This is a genomic window from Pseudomonas sp. H1_A03 (genome assembly GCF_054685145.1).
The window spans coordinates 5,095,897-5,118,248 of the sequence record NZ_CP162829.1; the positions used below are offsets into that span (position 1 = coordinate 5,095,897).

The window sequence follows — 22,352 nt, forward strand, 5'->3', positions numbered from 1 at the left end:
ACTCCCTTCGGCCTCAAGTGCGTGCCCCCGCAGTCGATATACAGGGGGTACGCATGGTCCACACCTTCCGTCATAACAACACATGCGACGCTCGACGCTACTGTTTTCTCCTTGCCAAAATTATAAATACCCGCGGGTGAAGTCATGAATATCAAGCAAAAGCTGACCTGGGCGTTTGCCGCCATCGCGTGCGTGCCGGTCATTTTGGTCGCTGTGTTGGTGGTACTGAATCTGCGCGAGGGGGCCCTGGCCAATTTCCTCGACAGCAGCGGCCGCGAGATCCGCCAGATCGACAATGGCATGAAGCAGTTCTTCGACGGCATCAGCCAGAACGTCGATTTTGTGGCCAAGGACCCGCGCGTTGTCGCGGCCAAGGACCTCAAGAGCTACGCCGGTGCCGACGCCGCACAAATCCCGCTGACCCCGACCAACAAAGAGCTGCTGGAGATTTTCGACCAGTTTGCCAAAAGCCATCCGAGCACGGCCTACCTGTCCCTGGGCTTGAAGGACGGCGGCTACGCCAGTTGGCCCGACGACACCAAACTGAATAACTACGACCCGCGCGTACGCCCCTGGTACCAGGCGGCCATCGCCGCGCCGGGTAAAACCGTGCGCACCGGCGCCTACTACTGGGCGCCCGATGATGTGACGCTGATCGGCACCGTGCACACCGTCGCCGATGCCAGCGGTAATATCCTCGGCGTGGTTGGCCTGGACGTATCGCTCAAGCAACTCACCGAACTGGTGCGCAACATCAAGCTGGGTGACAGCGGTTACTTGATGCTGGTGGAAGGCAACGGCAACGTGCTGGTCGACCCCAGCGATGCCAAGCACAACTTCAAACCCCTGGCCGACCTGGGTCCCAACTATGCCGAACTGGCCAAGCGCGGCGACGGCGTGACCCAGATCGACATTGATGGCGTGGCGTATATGGCCAACATGGTCAGCTCCAAAGACCTGGGCTGGCGCTTTATCGGCCTGATCAAGCGTGATGAAGTGATGGCCGGCGCCACCCGCCTGACGTGGTTAATTGGGGCCATCGCAGCGGTATTGGCATTGGTGTTCGCGATTGTCGGCGCCAGTTTTGCCAGCGTGATCGTGCGCCCGATTCGCGGCGTGGCCGAGGGCCTGCAAGAAATCGCCGAAGGTGAAGGCGACCTGACCCGCCAGCTCAAGGTACAAGGCAAGGACGAAACCGCCAGTTTGGCCGGTTGGTTCAACCAGTTCCTCGGCATGATCGCCCAGTTGGTGCAGCGCATCGGCAATGCTTCGTCCGACCTGCAGACCGCCGCCGCTGACACCAGCGAAGTCGCCAACAACATGAACCAGGCGGCCGGCCGTCAACGTGAAGCCGTGGAACTGGTGAGCACCGCGTTCAATGAAATGGTGGCCACCGCCAACGAAGTCGCACGCTCCTGCAGCGCTGCCGCCACCAGTGCCGACGAAGGCTACCGCGACGTGCACGACGGCCAGCAGCACATTGGCGAAGCCACCGGCAGCGTGCTCAAGTTGAGCGAAGACCTGCAAAAGTCCACGCAGACCATGCAATTGCTGGAGCAGGACAGTAAAAACATCAACACCATCCTCGACACCATCCGTTCGATTGCCGAACAGACCAACTTGCTGGCGCTCAACGCGGCCATTGAAGCCGCGCGTGCCGGTGACCAGGGCCGAGGTTTTGCGGTAGTTGCCGACGAAGTCCGCGCCCTCGCCCGCCGCACCGCCGACTCCACCGGCGAAATCGACAGCCTGCTCGGCAACCTCGCCCGCCGCACCCAGGAAGTGACGCAGCAGATGCAAGGCAGCCTGCTGGTGTCCCACACCAGCGTGGAACGCATCCAGCAGGCCCGCGACAGCTTTGACAAGATCCGGGGCTCGGTGGACTCGATCCGCGACCAGAATACCCAGATCGCCACGGCCGCCGAAGAACAGCACCAGGTTGCCGAAGAGATCAACCGGCATATCGCGCAGATCCATGCCGATGCGCAATTGGTCGAAGAGTTTGCCCACTCGGCGCAGACCGGATCAGGGCGACTGACGGATATTTCGGGTCAGCTCAAGGGGTTGGTGGGCCGGTTCAAGTTCTAACAGGCCGGCGAGTGCGCAGAGCAACAATTTATGGCGAGCGGGCGTGCTGTGGTGAGCGGGCTTGCCCCGCGCTGGGCTGCGAAGCAGCCCCCTATAAATCCACCGAGTTAATCAAGATAGATCTCGGTGCCCGGATTGGGGCTGCTTCGCAGCCCAGCGCGGGGCAAGCCCGCTCACTACACGTTGCGTGCACCTTATAAGTATCACATCAGATCCTGGGCGACATTTAGCCACACGCCATCATCGCACCACCTGTAATAGTCTATTGCAGGACTCTAATGTACTAACTAGTTACTTATGTTGCTAAAATCGCGTCTTTGCCCTCTCACATTCGAGTCCTTTCGACATGAAACGAGCATCGCGCGCCGCTGGCGCCTCTAGATTTTTACTGCTGGGCCTGGGCGTAATCATCGCCCTGCTCGGCCTCGCGCTGGCCATCGGCGGCGTCAAACTGGTCAGCCTGGGAGGTTCCTGGTACTTCCTGATCGGCGGCCTGGCCATGGCGATTGCCGGCTTGCTGATTGCCCGGCGCAAACCGGCGGGCGCGTGGCTGTTTGCGGCTTTCCTGGTCGGCACGGCCATCTGGGCGGTGGCGGATGTGGGCCTGGTGTTCTGGCCGCTGTTCTCGCGTGTATTCATGTTTGCGGCCATCGGCATGGTGGTAGCGCTGGTCTACCCGCTGCTCGTCAATAAGCCTGCACGCGGTGCCTATGGCGTTGCCGCGGTATTGGCGGTCGGCGTGGCCGTGGCGGCGGGCAATATGTTTGTCGCCCACCCCAGCGTGGCTCCGACCGGTACCGGCCCTGGCATCACGCCGGTAGCCCCCGCCGATGCTCAGAAAGACTGGGCGCACTACGGCAACACCGAAGGCGGCAGCCGCTTCGCCGCGTTGGACCAGATCAACCGTGACACCGTCAACCAGCTCAAAGTGGCGTGGACCTACCACACCGGCGACGTGGCAATCAGCGACGGCAACGGCGCCGAAGACCAACTGACGCCCTTGCAGATCGGCAACAAAGTCTTCATCTGCACGCCGCACAACAACCTGATCGCCCTCGACGCCGACACCGGCAAAGAACTGTGGAAGAACGAGGTCAACGCCAAATCGGCGGTGTGGCAGCGCTGCCGTGGCATGGCCTATTTCGACGCCACTGCGCCGATTGCCCAGCCAAGCCAGCCCAACAGCTCGCCGATCATCGCCGCCAGCGTTCCTGCCGGCGCGCAGTGCCAGCGTCGCTTGCTGACCAACACCATCGACGCCCGCCTGATCGCGGTAGATGCCGACACCGGCAAATTCTGCGAAGACTTCGGCACCCACGGCCAAGTCGACTTGAAAGCCGGCCTGGGTAACGTGCCGGACAGCTACTACCAACTGTCCTCCGCTCCGTTGATCGCCGGTACCACTGTAGTGGTGGGTGGCCGCGTGGCCGACAACGTACAGACCGACATGCCGGGCGGCGTGATCCGTGGTTTCGACGTGATCACCGGCCAGATGCGCTGGGCTTTCGACCCGGGCAACCCGCAAGACAAGCAGGCCCCGGCCGACGGCAGCACCTATGTGCGCAGCACCCCGAACAGCTGGGCACCCATGTCCTATGACCCGCTGATGAACACGGTTTTCCTGCCGATGGGCAGTTCGTCCACCGACATCTATGGTGTGGAGCGCACCGAGCTTAACCATAAATACGGTGCTTCAGTATTGGCGCTGGACGCCTCCACCGGCGCGGAAAAATGGGTCTACCAGACCGTCCACAATGACCTGTGGGACTTCGACCTGCCGATGCAGCCAAGCCTGATCGACTTCACCCCGCCCGGCAGCGACAAGGCGGTGCCAGCGGTGGTGATCGGCACCAAGGCCGGGCAAATCTACGTGCTCGACCGCGCCACCGGCAAGCCGTTGACCGAGGTTAAAGAAGTACCCGTCAAGGCCGCCAACATCCCCAACGAACCCTATTCGCCCACCCAACCAAAATCAGTCGGCATGCCGCAGATCGGCGCGCAAACCCTGACCGAATCGGACATGTGGGGCGCCACGCCGTTTGACCAATTGCTGTGCCGCATTGACTTCAAAGGCATGCGCTACGACGGCCTGTACACCGCGCCGGGCACGGACAAATCGCTGAGTTTCCCGGGATCGCTGGGCGGCATGAACTGGGGCAGTCTTTCCACCGACCCGGTACACGGCTTTATCTTCGTCAACGACATGCGCCTGGGCCTGTGGATCCAGATGATACCGTCGCAGAACAAGGCCCTGGCCGCGTCCGGTGGCGAAGCGCTGAACACCGGCATGGGCGCCGTGCCGCTCAAGGGCACACCGTACGCGGTGAACAAAAACCGCTTCCTGTCGGTGGCCGGCATTCCGTGCCAGGCGCCGCCTTTCGGCACCCTGACCGCGATCGACATGAAGACCCAGAAAGTCGCCTGGCAAGTGCCGGTCGGCACCGTTGAAGACACCGGCCCACTGGGCATCCGCATGCACCTGCCGATCAAGATCGGCCTGCCGACCCTCGGCGGCACCCTGTCGACCCAGGGCGGCTTGATCTTTATCGCCGGCACCCAGGACTTCTACCTGCGCGCTTTCAACAGCGGCAATGGCGAGGAAATTTGGAAAGCCCGTCTGCCGGTAGGCAGCCAGGGCGGGCCGATGACCTACGTGTCGCCGAAAACCGGCAAGCAGTACGTGGTCGTCACCGCTGGCGGCGCACGCCAGTCCACTGACCGTGGCGACTACGTGATCGCTTACGCCCTGCCATAACCTCCTTTAAGCGCGGTGCTCCCCGCACCGCGCCTTCTGTTTTTGGAAAACCACGCATGACCTCCGCTTCTCACTTTGTACCCGGCTGCCTGGTGCTCGGCCTGACCCTGGGTGCCGCCCTGCCCGCTCAAGCCAGTGACACCACCCTGACCGGCGACTGGGGCGGCCTGCGCCGCGAACTCGACGAGCAAGGCATCCGCTTCACCGGCGACTACAGCGGCGAAACCGCCTACAACGCCCACGGCGGCCAACACCGCTCGGCGCGCTATTCGCAAAACCTCAAGCTCGGCGTGCAGTTCGACCTGGGCAAGCTCTACGGTTTCAACCATGGCGACCGCATTCAGGTCACGATCAATGACCGGCGCGGCAACAGCGCTTCCGAAGACCTGGTAGGCAACCGCCTGCCGATCCAGGAAAACTACGGTGGCCTCTACACCCGCCTGACCGAGCTGAGTTACGAACGCACCCTCTTCACCCCGGCACTGAACGTCAAGCTCGGCTACATGGCCATGGGCAATGACCTCGGCGGCCTGGACAGCGGCATCCTGTGCAACTTCATGAACGCCGGTTTCTGCGGGCACCCGCTGAACATGTCCGGCGGCAGCGGCTGGACCAACTACCCGAACGCGCGCCTGGGTGCGCGGGTGAAATACGACTTCTCGCCGTCCTGGCAACTGCGCGTCGCCGCGTTCAATGTGGACCCCGACAGCAATGGCGATTCCAGCCGCGCCTGGCACTTGAGCCCCAAGCACACCACCGGCACCGTGGTGCCGATAGAGCTGGTGTACAAACACGCGGGCACCCTGCCGGGCGAATACAAACTGGGCTATTACTACGACAGCTCCGACGTGAAACGCATCGGCAGCAACAAGGAGGTCAGCGGACGCGGCGGTCACTACCTGCTGATCGACCAGGCGGTGTGGGCGTCGGACTCGTCCGCCGGCCGCGTGCTACACGCCTTCGGCCAATACTCCGCTGCCAGCGCAGCGGCGTCGCCGTTCAGCAAGTGGTACGGCGCAGGCGTGGTGCTGTACAAACCGTTCGAAGGCCGGCCGCGTGACACCCTGGCTTTGGGTTATGGTCGCGCCGTACCGAACCCGCGCAGCCGTGACGTGCAGGAACTGGCCGCCGTCAACGCCGGCACGGATTATCCCAACCTGAACAATGCCGAACAGTTGATCGAACTGAGCTATGGCTACCAGGCTACGCCATGGCTGACCCTGCGCCCGGATGTGCAATACATCATCGAGCCGGGAGCGTTTTCCGGTGACAACATCGACAACGCTTTGGTGCTGGGCCTGCAGGTCAAAGCAGTCTTCTGACCCGGCTCAGTCGTCTGACGGCAACGCCCTGTTCGCCCGTTCGAGCGCAGTGATGCGCTCGACTTTCGCCCCGGAGCGCTCCGCTTCGAATTCTGACTCGAGAAACACCTTCACGATGCTCTTGGCCAGCTCGGGCCCGATCACCCGTGCACCGATCGACAGGATCTGCGCATCGTTGCTTTTGCGCGCCCGCTCGGCGGAATACGTGTCATGGGCTTGGGCCGCTCGTACCCCCTTGATCTTGTTGGCTGAAATCGCCATGCCGATGCCCGTGCCGCAAATCAACACACCCAGGCGCTGCTCACCGGCACCAACCGCCATCGCGACAGCCGCCGCGATATCCGGATAGAGCACCGGGCTGGACGAATGGCAGCCAAAGTCCTCAACCCCGTACCCCAGGCTTTCGATAAAGCGCTTGAGCAATTCCTTGAGCTCGAAGCCCGCCTCGTCGCATCCGACGGCCACCGAAAACGTCGTTTGTGCACCCATTACTGTTTCTCCACCAGACCGATCAAATGATCACTCACTGAAATTATGCACAATCATTAGCGGGCGACTGACAGGCTGCTGTCAAGGCTTATTTTGGTGAGCAAAGCGTTTAAAACTGCCATGCCACCGGAAGACGTTACGCCAGACCATTGACAAAACCGACCCAAGCGGTTTAAACATATGATCACTATCCGATCATATGATCAGGCTACTGGATAAAACACCTAATAAGAAAATCAGCAAGAGGACACACCAATGGCCCCGCCATTACTGCTCCACGCTGAACACGTTTCCAAAGCCTACGCGGGGGTTCCGGCCCTGCGCGACGGGCGCCTCTCCCTGCGTGCCGGAAGCGTGCACGCCCTGTGCGGCGGCAATGGCGCCGGCAAATCGACCTTCCTCAGTATCTTGATGGGTATCACCGGGCGTGACGCCGGCAGCATCCTGCTCAACGGCCAGCCGGTGCAGTTCGACCGCCCCAGCGCGGCACTCGCCGCTGGCGTGGCGATGATCACCCAGGAGCTGGAACCGATTCCCTACATGACCGTCGCCGAGAACATCTGGCTGGGTCGCGAGCCGCGGCGCGCCGGCTGCATTGTCGACAGCAAGGCGCTCAACCGGCGCACCCGCGAACTCCTGCAAAGCCTCGAATTCGACGTAGATGCCACCAGCCCGATGCACCGCCTGAGCGTGGCGCAGATCCAACTGGTGGAAATTGCCAAAGCCTTCAGCCATGACTGCCAGGTGATGATCATGGACGAGCCCACTTCGGCCATCGGCGAACACGAGGCGCAAACCCTGTTCAAGGCCATCCGCCGCCTCACCGAGCGCGGTGCCGGCATCATTTATGTGTCTCACCGCCTCAGCGAACTGGCGCAGATCGCCGACGACTACAGCATCTTTCGCGACGGCGCCTTTGTCGAAAGCGGGCGCATGGCCGATATCGACCGCGCTCATCTGGTACGCGGTATCGTCGGCCAGGAGCTGCAACGCATCGACCACAAAGCCGGCCGCGAATGCGCCGCCGCCACCTGCCTGGACGTCAACGGCCTGAGCCGCAACGGCGAATTCCAGGACATCAGCCTGCAACTGCGCCAAGGCGAAATCCTCGGTATCTACGGGCTGATGGGCTCGGGCCGCAGTGAGTTCCTCAACTGCCTGTATGGCCTCACCGTGCCCGACGCCGGCAGTGCCACCCTGCAAGGCCAACCCCTGCCCACCGGCACCCCGGCCGCGACGATTCGCGCCGGCATGTCACTGGTCACCGAAGACCGCAAAGACAGTGGCCTGGTGCTCAGCGCCAGCATCCTCGCGAATATCGCGCTGTCGGCCTACAAGCAGCTGTCGAGCTGGTCGGTGATCAACGCACGCAAGGAGCAAGCCCTGGCGCAAAGCATGGTCAAGCGCCTGCAGATCAAGGTCTCGTCCCTGGACCTGCCGGTGGAATCCATGAGCGGCGGCAACCAGCAAAAGGTGGTGCTCGCCAAATGCCTGTCGACCCAGCCGATCTGCCTGCTTTGCGATGAACCCACGCGCGGCATCGACGAGGGCGCCAAGCAGGAGATCTATCACCTGCTCGATGAATTTGTGCGTGCCGGCGGCGCGGCCATCGTGGTCTCGTCCGAAGCGCCGGAGCTGCTGCATCTGAGTGATCGCATCGCGGTATTCAAGGGCGGCCGCCTGGTGACCGTCAGCACCGACACCGCCCTCTCCCAGGAAGCCTTGTTGAGTCTTGCCTCATGAATAGCAAAGTCCTTGCTGCACCCGTGACCGCCGCGCCGCGCAATCGCCTGCGCCTATCCCTGGACCGCTTCGGCCTGCCGCTGGTGTTTATCCTGTTGTGCGTGGTGATGGCGTTTTCCAGCGAGTACTTCATGACGTGGCGCAACTGGATGGACATCCTGCGCCAGACCTCAATCAACGGCATCCTCGCCGTGGGCATGACCTACGTGATCCTGACCAAGGGCATCGACCTGTCGGTGGGTTCGATCCTGGCGTTTGCCGGCTTGTGCAGCGCGCTGGTCGCCACCCAGGGCTATGGCCTGCTGGCAGCGGTGAGTGCGGGGATGTTTGCCGGGGCCATGCTGGGTGTGGTCAATGGCTTTATGGTCGCCAACCTGAGCATCCCGCCGTTTGTCGCCACGCTTGGCATGCTCAGCGTGGCGCGGGGCATGACCTTTATTCTGAACGACGGCAGTCCCGTCACCGACCTGCCCGACAGCTTCCTCGCCCTGGGTATCGGCAAGTTCGGGCCCATTGGCGTACCAATCATTATCTTTGCGGTGGTCGCGCTGATTTTCTGGATGGTGCTGCGCTACACCACCTATGGCCGCTACGTGTACGCCGTGGGCGGCAATGAAAAAAGCGCACGCACCTCCGGCATCGGCGTGCGCAAGGTGACGTTCTCGGTGTATGTGATTTCCGGCCTGCTGGCAGGCCTTGCGGGTGTGGTACTCGCCGCACGCACCACCTCAGCCCTGCCCCAGGCGGGCGTGTCGTATGAGCTGGACGCGATTGCCGCCGTGGTGATCGGCGGTACCAGCCTGTCCGGCGGCACCGGCAGTATCGTCGGCACGCTGTTCGGTGCGTTGCTGATCGGCGTGATCAACAATGGCTTGAACCTGCTCGGGGTGTCGTCGTATTACCAACAAGTGGCCAAGGGGTTGATCATCGTGCTCGCGGTGTTGATTGATGTCTGGCGCAAGAAAAAACGCTAAGTGGAGTGTGTGCAATGTCCAATTTCTGGAACCAGGCGTTCAACCTCACCGGCCGTTGCGCCGTGATCACCGGGGGCGCCGCCGGTATCGGCCTGGCCTGTGCCAATTTGTTGGTGGAACGGGGTGCCAGGGTGGCCCTGCTGGATCGCGATCCGGCCGTCGTAGAAGTCGCCGCCAGCCTCGGCGCCGGCCACCTGGGCCTGGTGGTCGACCTGCGCCAGCTCGACTCGGTACAGGCCACCGTCGACCAGGCTGCCGCCGCGCTCGGGCGTATCGATTACCTGGTCAACAGCGCCGGCGTTGCGCTGCTGGACAAGGCGCTGGAGGTCAGCGAAAACGCCTGGGACACCACCCTCGACATCAACCTCAAGGCCAGCTTCTTCGTGGCCCAGGCCTGTGCCCGGCACATGATCGAAAGCGGCGGCGGGCGCATCGTCAACCTCGCTTCCCAGGCCGCCGTGATCGGGCTGGATCGCCATGTGGCCTACTGCGCCAGCAAGGCCGCCGTGGTCGGCATGACCAAGGTGTTAGCCATGGAATGGGCGCCCCACGGCATCAACGTCAACGCCGTGTCGCCAACCATCGTCGAAACAGCCTTGGGCAAGAAGGCCTGGGCCGGTGAACTGGGCGAGCGCGCCAAATTGCAGATCCCGGTGGGGCGCTTCGCTCAGCCGGAAGAAATCGCCGGCCTGGTGCTCTACCTGGTCAGCGACGCAGCCAAGATGATCACCGGCGAGAACGTGGTGATCGACGGCGGCTACAGCATTCAGTAATCCGCTTGCTCACGAATAAGAATAAGGAAACAGCGCATGAATCGAGTGATAAACGACCCAGACCTGGTGGTCGAGGACATGCTCGCGGGCATTCTCGTGGCGCACCCGGAGCTGGTGCAGTACGAGAGCAATCCACGGGTCATCCGCAAACGTAAAACGTCACCGGCCGGCCAGGTGGGCATTGTTACCGGCGGCGGCTCGGGCCATGAGCCGGCGTTTCTCGGCTATGTCGGCCCTGGCCTGGTGGATGCGGTGGCGGTCGGCGAGATTTTCTCCTCACCCACCGCCAAAAGCTTCTTCGATGCCTTCCGCGCCGCGGACCAGGGCGCGGGCGTGGCCTGCCTGTACGGCAACTATGCCGGCGACAATATGAACGTGAAGCTGGCGATGAAAATGGCCGCCAGCAAAGAGATGAACATCCGCACCGTGGTCGCCAACGATGACGTGGCCTCTGCCCCTGCGGCGGATATCGCCAAGCGGCGCGGCGTGGCCGGTGAGATTTTCATGTGGAAGATCGGCGGAGCCGCCGCTGCCCAGGGCTACGACCTCGACGGCGTGATCCGCGTGGCCCAGAAAGCCGTGGACCGGTGCCGCTCCATCGGCGTGGGCCTTACGCCCTGCACCATTGCGGCAGTCGGCAAACCCAACTTCCAGATCGAAAGCGGCAAAATGGAACTGGGCATAGGCCACCACGGCGAACCCGGCATCGAAGTGGTGCCGGTGGAATCCGCGGCCGCCATGGCTAAACGCATGCTCGCGCCGATCCTGGCCGACCGCGACTTCAGCGCAGACGACAGCGTCGTGGTGCTGGTCTCGGGCCTGGGCGCCACGCCAGTGATGGAGTTGTACATTTTCTACGCCGAGGTCGCGCAGCAACTGCGTGCCAAGGGTCTGCGCATTCACCGCTGCTACGTAGGCAATTACTTTACCTCGCTGGAAATGATGGGCGTGACCCTGACCCTGCTCGGCCTCGATGCCGAGCTGACCACCCTGATCGACCAACCCTGCCGCTCCATCGGCATGACACAGTCGGAGTGAAGCATGAGCGAGCATTTCCTGAGCAACACCGGTAGCGCCATCGTCACCAACCTGGTGTCGATCATCGTTGCCAACCGCGAATACCTCAGCGAAGTGGACGGCGCCATCGGCGACGGCGACCACGGCATCAACATGGCCAAGGGGTTCTCGCGCTGCGGCAAGACCCTGGAAGGGCGCGAACTGTCGCTGGCCGAGGCGCTGGACGAACTGACCCTGGCGCTGATGGAGGGCATCGGCGGCTCCATGGGCCCGCTCTACGGCAGCCTGTTTATCGGCATGGCCGACGAAGTGCGCGGCCGCGACAGCATTGACGCGGCGAGTTTCGCCAGGCTGCTGCGCGGCGGCCTCACGTCACTGCAAGACATCAGCGATGCGGGGGTGGGCGACAAGTGTTTGATGGACACGTTGATTCCGGCCGTGGAGGCCTTTGAACGGGCCGAAGCCAGCGGCGCTTCGTTTGCCGAAGCCTTGCGCCAGATGAAAAATGCGGCCTCCCAGGGCCGCGATTCTACCCGCGACCTGGTGGCAAAAATCGGCCGCGCCAGCCGTCTGGGCGAACGTTCGCTGGGAGTATTGGACGCAGGCGCGGTGTCTTGCTGCCTGATCCTCACCAACCTCGCCGATTCGGTGGAGGCGCGACTGGTGGTGTAATTGTGGGAGCGGGCTTGCTCGCGAAGGCGGTGTGTCAGTTGGCATAAATGCTGGCTGCCCCATCGCTATCGCAGGCAAGCCAGATCCCACATTGGGTTCTGCGCCTGGCCGGTCAACTGAGCACACCCCCCATCCTTGTGGGAGCGAAGATCCGACGCACCCGCCAAGGCTGCGCTCCTATGCACCTAACGGCGCGTCGCATCATCCAGGGCGAGGATCGTGTAGGCATTCGACACGGTCGTCGCCAGGGTGTTGATCACCCCGGAACGCAACGCGCCGAGGGTCGCCGCCGCCTTGGTGTTCTCGCTGGCAATCGCCACTACATCCGGAATACGCACCAGTTCCTGCACCGACAAGCCAATCACCCTGCCCTGCATGGCGTTGACCGCCGGCTGGCCGTGGATGTCGATGAAGTCGTAGCCCATCATGTCGCCGACCGTACCGGATACGCGGGCCTGGGCAATTTCCTGGGGCGAGAACCAGCCCATGCGCACCATGTTGCTGTTCTCGCTCATGTCACCGATGCCAATCAAGGCGATATCGGCGCGGCGCGCGCGGTCGAGGGTCGAGCGTACGGTGTCGTTGTTGATCAGCGCACTGCGCAGTTCCGGGTTGGCCACCAGGGCCGGTGCGTACAGGGTTTCGCTCTCGGCGCCGAAGCGCAGGGCCAGGCGCCGGCAGATATGGTCGGGGTTCATGTATTCGCCGGCCTTGAGCGAGCCGCCAATCGCACACACAAAGGTGCAGTTGCGCGTCACCGGCAGGAACACATTGTCGGCCACCGCGCCGACATTGCGGCCCATGCCGACGGCGATGATCATGCCGTCACTGAGGGTTTTATTCAGGTAGTTGGCGACCAGGCTGGCGACGGCCGAACGCTGGGTGTCGGGGTCGCCGTGGTCGACCGCGATCAACGCGCGGTCCAGCTGGAAGCGCTCGACCAGCGCCTGCTCCAGCTCAGTGTTCAGCGCCGGGTGTTGCAACACCCGCACCTCCACCACCCCTTCATCACGGGCGCGCTTGAGCAACCGGCTGACCTTGACCCGAGACAGGTCGAAGCGCTTGGCAATGGCTTCCTGAGTGATGTTGTCGAGGTAATAAAGCATGGCCACTTCGGTCATCAGGTCGATGTCGCTGGCGGCACGCTGGGCACTGTCGGTCATGGGAGCTTCCATTTACGCCACAAAAAACCATTCTCCCTAGTCTGTACGGTGCAAGTCCAGCAGCGAATAGGCCTGGCCGGCAAAGTTTCTAATGACTCTGCTGGTATTCGCGTGGCGTACAGCCGAACTCGCGACGGAACACGGTGTGCAGGTACTGCGCGGATTTGAAGCCGCATTGCTGGGCGATATCGGCAATCGCCAGGTGGTTGCCCTGCAGGCCCTTGGCGGCGTTGGCGAGCTTGAAGCGCAGGATCTCGTCATGCACGCTGCAGCCGCGCGCCTTGCGAAAGTGCGACTCCAACGATGAACGCGACACGCCGACATAGGCCGCTACCTGGGCAGTCTTGATGCCCTGGCAGGCGTATTGGCGGATAAACAGCAGCGCCTGCATCACGTAGGGATTCCCCAACGGCTGATGCAGGCTGGATGCCTGCACGTTGATCGCATCCGGCGGCACCAGCACCTGCGTGCCCTCGCAGGGCTTGCCGTGCAGCATCTGATGCAACAGGGCAGCGGCGGTGCGGCCCATGGTTTCGGTGCCCTGGATCACCGAACTCAATGGTACGCGTGTGAGGGTGCGGGTCAGCGGGTCGTTGTCGATGCCGATCAGTGCCACTTCTTCCGGCACCGCGATGCCGGCGGTGAGACAGGCTTGCAGCAGTTGCCGGGCGCGGGCGTCGGTGACAGCGATGATACCGATGGGCTTGGGCAGGCTTTGCAGCCAGGCGATTTGCTGCTCAACCGCGCTGTCCCACAGTGGCGCGCTGGTGCCCAGGCCGCGATAGATCTGCACCGGCAAACCATCCCGTTGCATCAAACGCTTGAAAGCTTTTTCCCGTTCCTGGGCCCAGCGATTGGCCTGGGCTTCGGGTAGGCTGAAACAGGCAAAGCGGGTCAGGCCAGCCTCGATCAGGTGCGCGTACGCCATCTTCATCAAGGCATCGTTGTCCGTGGCCACGTAGGGAATGCCCTTGGGGTAGGCGCGCGCATCCTCATAGGAGCCTCCCACCGCCACCACCGGCACCTTGCTCCCGGCCAGCGCTTCGCCGATCAGCGGGTCGTCGAAGTCGGCAATGATGCCGTCGCCCTGCCAGCGCTCAATGCCTTTGAGGCGGCACAGAAAGTCTTCTTCGAGGAACAAATCCCAGGACGCGCGGGTGCTGCTCAGGTAGTTGCCAATGCCGGCGATGATGCCGCGGTCATAGATTTTGCTGCCGTTGAAGAGCAAGGCGATGCGGTGCACGGGCGGTAGGGTTTTCATTGTTTTTATCCTGGGGCCGGTGGACACAGACTAGCCCCTGCCACTCAAAATCGCACCCTCCCTTGGTGATTTTCATAATCGGCAGCCCCACCGCCGTTGCTAGTATCGGGACACCGCCAAGAACAATAAGGAAAACGCCATGCCGTACTTCCCCGGTGTCGAGAAGGTTCGCTTCGAAGGCCCCAGCAGCGATGCCCCCCTCGCCTTTCGCCATTACGACGCCAACAAAATCATCCTCGGCAAACCCATGCGCGAGCACCTGCGCATGGCTGCGTGCTATTGGCACACCTTCGTGTGGCCAGGGGCGGACATGTTTGGCGTCGGCACCTTCAAACGGCCATGGCAGCGCAGCGGCGACCCAATGGAACTGGCCATCGGCAAGGCGGACGCAGCGTTTGAGTTTTTCTCCAAGCTGGGCATCGACTACTACAGCTTTCACGACACGGACGTCGCCCCCGAAGGCAGTTCGCTCAAGGAATACCGCCACCACTTTGCGCAGATGGTCGATCACTTGGAGCGTCACCAGGAACAGACAGGGATCAAGCTGCTGTGGGGCACTGCCAATTGCTTCAGCAACCCACGCTTTGCCGCTGGCGCCGCCAGTAACCCGGACCCGGAGGTGTTTGCCTACGCCGCCGCCCAAGTGTTCAGCGCGATGAATGCGACCTTGCGGCTCAAGGGTTCCAACTATGTGCTGTGGGGCGGCCGTGAAGGTTACGAAACACTGCTCAATACCGACCTGAAACGTGAGCGCGAGCAGCTCGGGCGCTTTATGCGCATGGTCGTGGAGCACAAGCACAAGATCGGCTTCAAAGGCGACCTGCTGATCGAGCCCAAGCCCCAGGAGCCGACCAAGCACCAATACGATTACGACAGCGCCACCGTGTTCGGCTTCCTGCATGAATACGGGCTGGAGCATGAGATCAAGGTGAATATCGAGGCCAACCACGCGACCCTGGCCGGGCACAGCTTTCACCATGAAATTGCCACCGCCGTGTCCCTGGGCATCTTCGGCAGCATCGACGCCAACCGCGGCGACCCGCAGAACGGCTGGGACACCGACCAGTTCCCCAACAGCGTCGAGGAGATGACCCTCGCCACCTATGAAATCCTCAAGGCTGGCGGGTTCAAGAACGGCGGCTATAACTTTGACTCCAAAGTGCGCCGCCAGAGCCTGGACGATGTGGACCTGTTCCATGGGCATGTAGCCGCCATGGATGTATTGGCCCTGGCCCTGGAACGCGCGGCGGCTATGGTCGAGAACGATCGATTGCAGCAGTTCAAGGACCAGCGCTACGCCGGTTGGCAGCAACCGTTGGGCCAGGCCGTGCTGGCGGGAGAATTCAGCCTGGAGTCGCTGGCTGAACATGCGTTTGCCCATGAACTGAACCCACAGGCCGTGAGTGGTCGCCAGGAGATGCTTGAAGGTGTCGTGAATCGCTTTATCTACCGGTGACATTTGCGCGACAAATCTCTGCACAGAGCGTCGAAGGACGCTCTACAGTTTTACCCGCATCACGCTGTGTCTTTCCAACAACAATAAAAGGACGCACCACCATGAAGTCATTCAAACGTACCCTGCTCGCCACTGCCCTGGCCCTGCTCGCCCTGCCGGTCATGGCCGACTCAGCCCACCCGAAAATCGGTTTTTCCATCGATGACCTGCGCCTGGAGCGCTGGTCCCGTGACCGTGATTACTTCGTCGCGGCGGCAGAAAAACTCGATGCCAAGGTCTTCGTCCAGTCCGCCGATGCCAACGAGCAGAAGCAGATTTCCCAGATCGAAAACCTGATCTCCCGGGGTGTCGACGTGATCGTCATCGTGCCCTTCAACGCTACCGTCCTCACCAACGCCGTCGCCGAAGCCAAGAAGGCCGGGATCAAAGTGGTGTCGTATGACCGCCTGATCCTTAACGCTGACATCGACGCCTACATCTCCTTCGATAACGAAAAGGTCGGCGAAATGCAGGCCAGCGGCGTGTTGCAAGCGGCGCCCAAGGGCAACTACTTCCTGCTCGGCGGAGCGCCCACCGACAACAACGCCAAAGTGCTGCGCGAAGGCCAGATGAAGGTGCTGCAACCGGCCATCGACAAGGGCGACATCAAGATTGTCGGGCAGCAGTGGGTGAAAGAATGGAACCCCACTGAAGCCCTGAGCATCGTCGAAAACGCCCTGACCCGGAACAACAACAAGATCGACGCCATCGTGGCTTCCAACGACGCCACCGCCGGCGGTGCAATCCAGGCCCTGGCCGCGCAGAAACTGGCAGGCAAGGTGCCGATCTCCGGGCAAGACGCCGACCTGGCCGCGATCAAGCGTGTGATCGACGGCACCCAAACCATGACTGTGTACAAGCCGCTCAAGCTGATCGCCACCGAAGCCGCCAAGCTCTCGGTGCAACTGGCGCGTAACGAGAAGCCGACCTACAGCTCGCAGTACGACAACGGCAGCAAGAAGGTCGACACCATCCTGCTCACGCCTACCCCGCTGACCAAAGCCAATATCGATCTGTTGGAGAAAGACGGGTTCTATACCAAAGAGCAGATTGCCGGGCAGTGACCGCCATGTCCGACTACCTGCTGCAAATGAACGGCATCGTCAAAACCTTTGGCGGTGTCAACGCCCTCAACGGCATCGACATCAAGGTACGGCCGGGGGAATGCGTCGGCCTGTGCGGCGAGAACGGCGCCGGTAAATCAACCCTGATGAAGGTGCTGTCGGCGGTTTATCCGTACGGCACCTGGGACGGTGAAATCCTCTGGGACGGGCAGCCGCTCGAGGCTCAGTCAATCAGCGAGACCGAGGCGGCGGGGATCGTGATCATTCACCAGGAACTGACCCTGGTGCCTGACTTGTCGGTGGCCGAAAACATCTTCATGGGCCACGAAATGACCTTGCCGGGTGGGCGCATGAACTACCCGGCAATGATCCACCGCGCCGAAGCCTTGATGCGTGAGCTCAAGGTACCGGACATGAACGTCGCGCTGCCGGTGTCGCAGTACGGCGGCGGCTACCAGCAACTGGTGGAAATCGCCAAGGCCCTGAATAAACAGGCGCGCCTGTTGATTCTCGATGAGCCCTCCTCGGCCCTGACGCGCTCTGAAATCGAAGTACTGCTGGACATCATCCGCGGCCTCAAGGCCAAGGGCGTGGCCTGCGTGTACATCTCCCACAAGCTCGATGAAGTGGCGGCGGTGTGCGACACCATTGCGGTGATCCGCGATGGCAAGCACATCGCGACCACGGCCATGGCCGACATGGACATCGCGCAGATCATCACCCAGATGGTCGGCCGCGAGATGAGCAACCTCTACCCCACCGAGCCGCATGACGTAGGCGAGGTGATTTTCGAGGCGCGCAACGTCACCTGCTATGACGTCGACAACCCCAAGCGCAAGCGTGTGGACGACATTTCCTTCGTGCTCAAACGCGGGGAAATCCTCGGCATTGCCGGGTTGGTGGGCGCCGGGCGTACGGAACTGGTGTCGGCACTGTTCGGCGCCTACCCAGGGCGCTACAGCGCCGAGGTGTGGTTGGACGGCCAGGTGATCGACACACGCACGCCGCTCAAATCCATCCGCGCCGGGCTGTGCATGGTGCCCGAGGACCGCAAGCGCCAGGGCATCATTCCCGACCTGGGCGTGGGCCAGAACATCACCCTGGCGGTGCTCGATACCTATGCGCACATGACGCGTATCGATGCCGAAGCCGAACTGGGCAGCATCGACCAGCAGATCGCACGCATGCACCTGAAGACCTCCAGCCCGTTTTTGCCGATCACCAGCCTGTCCGGGGGTAATCAGCAAAAGGCCGTGCTGGCGAAAATGCTGATGGCCAAGCCCAAGGTGTTGATCCTCGACGAACCCACGCGCGGCGTGGACGTGGGCGCCAAATATGAGATCTACAAGTTGATGAACGCCCTGGCGGCCGAAGGGGTGTCAATCATCATGGTGTCCTCGGAGCTGGCCGAAGTACTCGGGGTCTCCGACCGTGTGCTGGTGATCGGCGAAGGCCAGCTGCGCGGTGACTTCGTCAACAACGGCCTCACCCAGGAACAGGTGCTCGCGGCTGCGCTCAGCCATAACAATAATGATCGGAAGACCGCGTAGATGAATCAGCTCAAACAGCTGTTTACCCGCTACAAAATGCTCGCCCTGGTGATCGCCGTGGCGGTGATCTGGCTGTTTTTCAGCTGGCAGACCGAGGGCGGGTTTCTCACACCACGTAACCTGTCCAACCTGCTGCGGCAGATGTCGATCACCGGGATATTGGCGTGCGGCATGGTGCTGGTGATCATCAGCGGCGAGATCGATTTGTCAGTGGGGTCATTGCTCGGGTTGCTGGGCGGGTTGGCGGCGATCCTCGATGTGGTTTATCACGTGCCGCTGCTGGCCAACCTGAGCCTGGTGGCGTTGTGTGGGCTGATGATCGGCCTGGCGAACGGCTACATGACCGCGTACCTGCGGATTCCTTCGTTTATCGTTGGCTTGGGTGGGATGCTGGCATTTCGCGGGATTCTGCTGGGGATCACGGGCGGTACCACCATTGCGCCGGTTTCGCCGTCGCTGGTGTATGTGGGCCAGGGGTATCTGCCGCATTCGGTGGGTATTGGGCTCGGCGTCTTGTTGTTTGCACTGACGCTGTTCCTCACGTGGAAACAACGACGCAATCGCGCGCTGCATGGTCTTGCGGCACATTCCCTCGTGCGTGACCTGGTGCGCGTGGTACTTATCGGCGCCGTGCTGGCCGGGTTTGTCACCACGCTCAACAGTTACGACGGCATTCCCGTCCCCGTCTTACTTCTGCTCGTGCTTCTGGGCGTATTCAGCTACGTCACCAGCCAGACCGTGTTCGGCCGCCGCGTCTACGCGGTGGGCAGCAACATGGAAGCCACGCGCCTGTCGGGCATCAACGTGCAGGCGGTGAAGCTGTGGATCTTCGGCATCATGGGCGTGATGTGCGCCCTCGCCGGCCTGGTCAACACCGCCCGCCTCGCTGCCGGTTCGCCGTCGGCGGGGAATATGGGCGAGCTGGATGCCATCGCTGCGTGCTTTATCGGCGGCACGTCCATGCGTGGCGGCTCGGGCACGGTGTACGGCGCGTTGTTGGGCGCGTTGGTGATTACCAGCCTGGACAATGGCATGTCGATGCTGGATGTGGACAGTTACTGGCAGATGATTGTGAAGGGCAGCATTCTGGTGTTGGCGGTGTGGGTGGATGTGAGTACGCGGACAGGTCGTCGGTAACGGTCCGGAAAAACACCGAAGCTCCCACATTTGAGAGGTGGCGTTAGCGGCATTTGGTCATGGTTTGAGAAGCGCCAGCAAGGCGTGTCGCGTTTAATTGCAGGACGTTTCCTAGACAATCTTTGTCGCCTTGTGCCTGCAGGAATCAATGGCGAGCCTGCGATCCACCCTCGCGCGCCTGAAGCCATCAACAGCGCAGGCATAAAAAACAGGCGTAAAAAAGCCACTCCGAAGAGTGGCTTTTTAGTCAGTTACTGGCTCAACACAACATCGCGCATCGCCGGGATGTAACCGTAGTCGTAAGCCTCCTGCACAAACGAGCGATCGCCTTTCAATACAATCCTCACGGTGGGTGCTTCGGTGCCGCCGATGCGGTAGTCATCGCCGCTGGTGGGCACGCTGTCGATAAACGAGGTCACCAGGCCATTGGGCATCACGCAATGGGAATACGTCTGGAATGGCTGCGAAGGCGGATTGCCAAGCACCAGACCGGAAGCGTTCATCAGCGTATAGGGACCAAACAGGTGATCACTGACAAACCCATAAACGCCATCCGGGCCGGTCACGCCGTCCGCGTAAGTGAATTTGTGGCTGATGGTGAACAGGTAATACTTGTCGTCCTGGAACACATAGTGCGGACGCTCGGTCTGGTCGTTGACCCCCACGGCAGTGACCAGGGGCGGCAGAATTTCCCACTCGTCACCGTTAAGGTCTCTGGCCACGGCGATGCCGATGCAGCCAACCTGATAACGTGCCCCGCCGACATCTTCATGCCCTGGCGGCACCAGGCCTATTTCATTCGGGCCCACTTCGTGAGTCCCGCGCTCGCCGGCAACGTTGCCTTCAAACACCATGTACAACTTGCCATCTTTGGGATCGATAAAGGGGCTGGGATCGCGAAAGTTCCAGGTCGAATTTTGCGCTTCGGTTTGGTAATAGATGCCGTCGGCATCAAACAGTGATTTGACCTGATCAAAGCCCTGCAGGGTAACGCCGGTATCCGACGTAACCACTTGGCCCCTGACTTTGGCAATGGTGGCGCCCGGTGTGACGCAGGTGTAGTACAGGTCGATATCACCGTTGTTATTCAGCAGGATCGGTGTGCCTGCCCATTCACGCGTGGTCGGCGAAACCCCTTCGGCCATGACCCGGCCGCCGAAGATCCAGTCCTTGCCGGTGCGCGAGTACCAATAGCAGATACGCGCATGGCCATGGCGGTCTTCCCAATCGCGCTTGATGTCGTAGCGGCCATCGGCGTTGATGAATTGTGGATCATGGGGGCGACGGTCGGCGGTCAGGGTGAAGATCACCGACCAGCCATTGACCGATACCACCGTGCCATCCAGTTCACGCAAGGGCATGGTGTCCCAGATAAAGACCGTGTCACTCATGACAGGAAAGTCAGGACTCACTAACGGCTGTGTCGTCGTCGGGTCATTCTCATTAACTTTCAGCGCATCGGCCCGTGTCCAGCGAGTGGATGTGTGATTCGCGTGTTTCATGATGATGTCCTTTTGCTGACGCTTAAGTGACAAGCGAAGATTAAATAGCACATGACAGCCAACAACTTAATAGTGGCTGAAAGAGCAAGAGATAGTTGGCTCTGCAAGTGCGAAATAAGGTTTAACATGGAAGCCTACCTGTCGCAACATGAAGAATTATTTAGATTACAAAGGCCATCACTGTATTTATATCCTTGATATAAATACAGTGGCACCCGTATTAAATGATCGTTAAGTAGAAAGCTAGCTAATCAACTACCAAAGATCAGGGCTACCGACTGGGCGCCGGCATTCTTCTGGGTAAAGTCCTTGGCTTGTGCGGCGGTCTTCAAGGTATAGCCATAGTTGGAAAGGGCCGTCCATTGCGCTTTAGGCGACTTCTGGTTGGTGATCGGCGGGACACTGTTGGTATCGGTGAACGTGCCAGTGCCTTTGTCGTCCAACATGCCTTTATTTTGGCTGCCTTCGCCAAAGTAGTTACTTTCAGAAAGGATATTGGCGTTTTGTGCCAGGGTAAAACCGAGGTGGAAGTTATTGATGTAGTTGTTGTACACATGAAAATAACCGTAACGCATCAAGCCAGGCGCACGCACTTCCATGTTGTCGAAGCGGTTATGGCACAGCGTCAGGCGCGGATAACCATTGAACTCTGCTTTATTATCATCGGCCGGGTGGCCGAAGATCAGGCCATACTTGTGGCTGCCAAAGAAGCAGTTGCTGATGGTGGCATAATCGGCCTTTTCACCGATATACAGCAGTTTATCTTCACTGCCGTCAGTGATGGACCAGCTGTGCCCGACGAAAGAGCAATGGTCAATCCAATACTTGCTGCCGTAGTTCAAGTAGACCTGAATATCGTCATTGGCCTTGATATTTGCCGAATGCTTGAAGATAAGATTCTGCAGAATAATGTTCTGCGACTGCGCCGTTGCACGCAGGTGAATATTCTCCAGGGTGCGGTTCTGGAACGAGCCAATCAGGGTCTTGTTGGCGCCCATGTTGACTTTGGTCAGGCTCGACGCCGAGATATTACTGTTGATCACCAGTACCCGTGGGGTGGTATCGCCGATATTAGCCTTGAGTTGATCGAGTGTGGTGATACTGACCACAGGGCCGGACCAGCCACCTGTCACTTTTGCCGCTTGGGCGAAACCGGTCAAACCGGCGAGTTTGCTTTCTGGATAGGACATGAGTTCCCTCTCTATCAATAAAATGGCTCGGTAAGACGAGCCTGTGCATCAAGTTAATCCGTTAACTTGCACACAGTGTTTGGCAGGACTGAGGTTGCCGGGTGTTGGTCGATCAGCGCTTAAACACTGTGTTTATGTACAGTATTCTCGATTCACT

16 protein-coding genes and 2 pseudogenes are annotated in these 22,352 nt (G+C 60.9%); 13 read left to right on the forward strand and 5 right to left on the reverse strand.

Features of this window, described 5'->3' with window-relative positions:
- Nucleotides 1–144: 144 nt before the first annotated feature.
- From AB4O35_RS23530 to AB4O35_RS23545, 4 genes and pseudogenes are all read left to right on the forward strand, one after another.
- Nucleotides 145–1,227, forward strand: a pseudogene (locus tag AB4O35_RS23530) (cache domain-containing protein); the annotation flags it as partial.
- 324 nt (nucleotides 1,228–1,551) lie between these two features.
- Nucleotides 1,552–2,088: pseudogene (locus AB4O35_RS23535) on the forward strand (methyl-accepting chemotaxis protein); the annotation flags it as partial.
- A 346-nt stretch (nucleotides 2,089–2,434) separates the two neighbouring features.
- Entirely contained in the window at nucleotides 2,435–4,843 is a 2,409-nt protein-coding gene (locus AB4O35_RS23540; RefSeq protein WP_065946274.1) for a glucose/quinate/shikimate family membrane-bound PQQ-dependent dehydrogenase, read from the forward strand.
- 56 nt (nucleotides 4,844–4,899) lie between these two features.
- Complete coding sequence (locus AB4O35_RS23545) at nucleotides 4,900–6,165, forward strand: carbohydrate porin (protein ID WP_065946273.1); 1,266 nt, start codon at nucleotides 4,900–4,902, stop codon at nucleotides 6,163–6,165.
- A 6-nt stretch (nucleotides 6,166–6,171) separates the two neighbouring features.
- Here the strand turns inward: AB4O35_RS23545 and rpiB are convergent, their stop codons facing one another.
- Nucleotides 6,172–6,654, reverse strand: coding sequence for a ribose 5-phosphate isomerase B (gene rpiB / locus AB4O35_RS23550; protein WP_049708865.1), 483 nt, complete (start codon nucleotides 6,652–6,654; stop codon nucleotides 6,172–6,174).
- Between the two features lie 255 nt (nucleotides 6,655–6,909).
- Between rpiB and AB4O35_RS23555 the strand changes: the two genes are divergently transcribed.
- Genes AB4O35_RS23555 through dhaL form a run of 5 tightly spaced genes read left to right on the forward strand, consistent with a single transcriptional unit; the run spans nucleotide 6,910 to nucleotide 11,833 of the window.
- The gene (locus AB4O35_RS23555) at nucleotides 6,910–8,397 is read left to right on the forward strand and encodes a sugar ABC transporter ATP-binding protein (protein WP_065881446.1); all 1,488 of its coding nucleotides are present in this window, start codon (nucleotides 6,910–6,912) and stop codon (nucleotides 8,395–8,397) included.
- Complete coding sequence (locus tag AB4O35_RS23560; RefSeq protein WP_065881447.1) at nucleotides 8,394–9,371, forward strand: ABC transporter permease; 978 nt, start codon at nucleotides 8,394–8,396, stop codon at nucleotides 9,369–9,371. The genes AB4O35_RS23555 and AB4O35_RS23560 overlap by 4 nt, the downstream gene beginning before the upstream one ends.
- A gap of 14 nt (nucleotides 9,372–9,385) precedes the next feature.
- Nucleotides 9,386–10,144 carry an SDR family oxidoreductase gene (locus AB4O35_RS23565; RefSeq protein ID WP_065946272.1) on the forward strand — a complete coding sequence of 253 codons (759 nt, stop codon included), beginning with the start codon at nucleotides 9,386–9,388 and terminating at the stop codon, nucleotides 10,142–10,144.
- Between the two features lie 36 nt (nucleotides 10,145–10,180).
- On the forward strand, nucleotides 10,181–11,182 hold the full coding sequence (locus AB4O35_RS23570) for a dihydroxyacetone kinase subunit DhaK (RefSeq protein WP_065910666.1): 1,002 nt from the start codon (nucleotides 10,181–10,183) through the stop codon (nucleotides 11,180–11,182).
- 3 nt (nucleotides 11,183–11,185) lie between these two features.
- Entirely contained in the window at nucleotides 11,186–11,833 is a 648-nt protein-coding gene (gene dhaL / locus AB4O35_RS23575; RefSeq protein ID WP_065946271.1) for a dihydroxyacetone kinase subunit DhaL, read from the forward strand.
- A gap of 185 nt (nucleotides 11,834–12,018) precedes the next feature.
- Here dhaL and AB4O35_RS23580 read toward each other — a convergent pair whose 3' ends face one another.
- Nucleotides 12,019–12,996 carry a sugar-binding transcriptional regulator gene (locus AB4O35_RS23580; protein WP_065876256.1) on the reverse strand — a complete coding sequence of 326 codons (978 nt, stop codon included), beginning with the start codon at nucleotides 12,994–12,996 and terminating at the stop codon, nucleotides 12,019–12,021.
- 88 nt (nucleotides 12,997–13,084) lie between these two features.
- On the reverse strand, nucleotides 13,085–14,257 hold the full coding sequence (locus AB4O35_RS23585; RefSeq protein ID WP_065876257.1) for a XylR family transcriptional regulator: 1,173 nt from the start codon (nucleotides 14,255–14,257) through the stop codon (nucleotides 13,085–13,087).
- A gap of 139 nt (nucleotides 14,258–14,396) precedes the next feature.
- Between AB4O35_RS23585 and xylA the strand changes: the two genes are divergently transcribed.
- From xylA to AB4O35_RS23605, 4 genes are all read left to right on the forward strand, one after another.
- On the forward strand, nucleotides 14,397–15,713 hold the full coding sequence (gene xylA / locus AB4O35_RS23590; RefSeq protein ID WP_065881449.1) for a xylose isomerase: 1,317 nt from the start codon (nucleotides 14,397–14,399) through the stop codon (nucleotides 15,711–15,713).
- Between the two features lie 101 nt (nucleotides 15,714–15,814).
- A complete protein-coding gene (xylF, locus tag AB4O35_RS23595; protein WP_065876259.1) occupies nucleotides 15,815–16,816 on the forward strand; it encodes a D-xylose ABC transporter substrate-binding protein in 1,002 nt (333 codons plus the stop codon).
- Between the two features lie 5 nt (nucleotides 16,817–16,821).
- A complete protein-coding gene (gene xylG / locus AB4O35_RS23600; RefSeq protein WP_175403056.1) occupies nucleotides 16,822–18,366 on the forward strand; it encodes a D-xylose ABC transporter ATP-binding protein in 1,545 nt (514 codons plus the stop codon).
- The gene (locus AB4O35_RS23605) at nucleotides 18,367–19,503 is read left to right on the forward strand and encodes a sugar ABC transporter permease (RefSeq protein ID WP_065881450.1); all 1,137 of its coding nucleotides are present in this window, start codon (nucleotides 18,367–18,369) and stop codon (nucleotides 19,501–19,503) included.
- Between the two features lie 251 nt (nucleotides 19,504–19,754).
- Here AB4O35_RS23605 and AB4O35_RS23610 read toward each other — a convergent pair whose 3' ends face one another.
- Together AB4O35_RS23610 and AB4O35_RS23615 are read right to left on the reverse strand one after the other, a co-directional pair.
- Nucleotides 19,755–21,005, reverse strand: a complete 1,251-nt coding sequence (locus AB4O35_RS23610) for a glycoside hydrolase family 68 protein (RefSeq protein ID WP_065946270.1) — start codon at nucleotides 21,003–21,005, stop codon at nucleotides 19,755–19,757.
- Between the two features lie 251 nt (nucleotides 21,006–21,256).
- Nucleotides 21,257–22,195, reverse strand: coding sequence for a pectate lyase family protein (locus tag AB4O35_RS23615; protein WP_065946269.1), 939 nt, complete (start codon nucleotides 22,193–22,195; stop codon nucleotides 21,257–21,259).
- Nucleotides 22,196–22,352 lie beyond the last annotated feature (157 nt).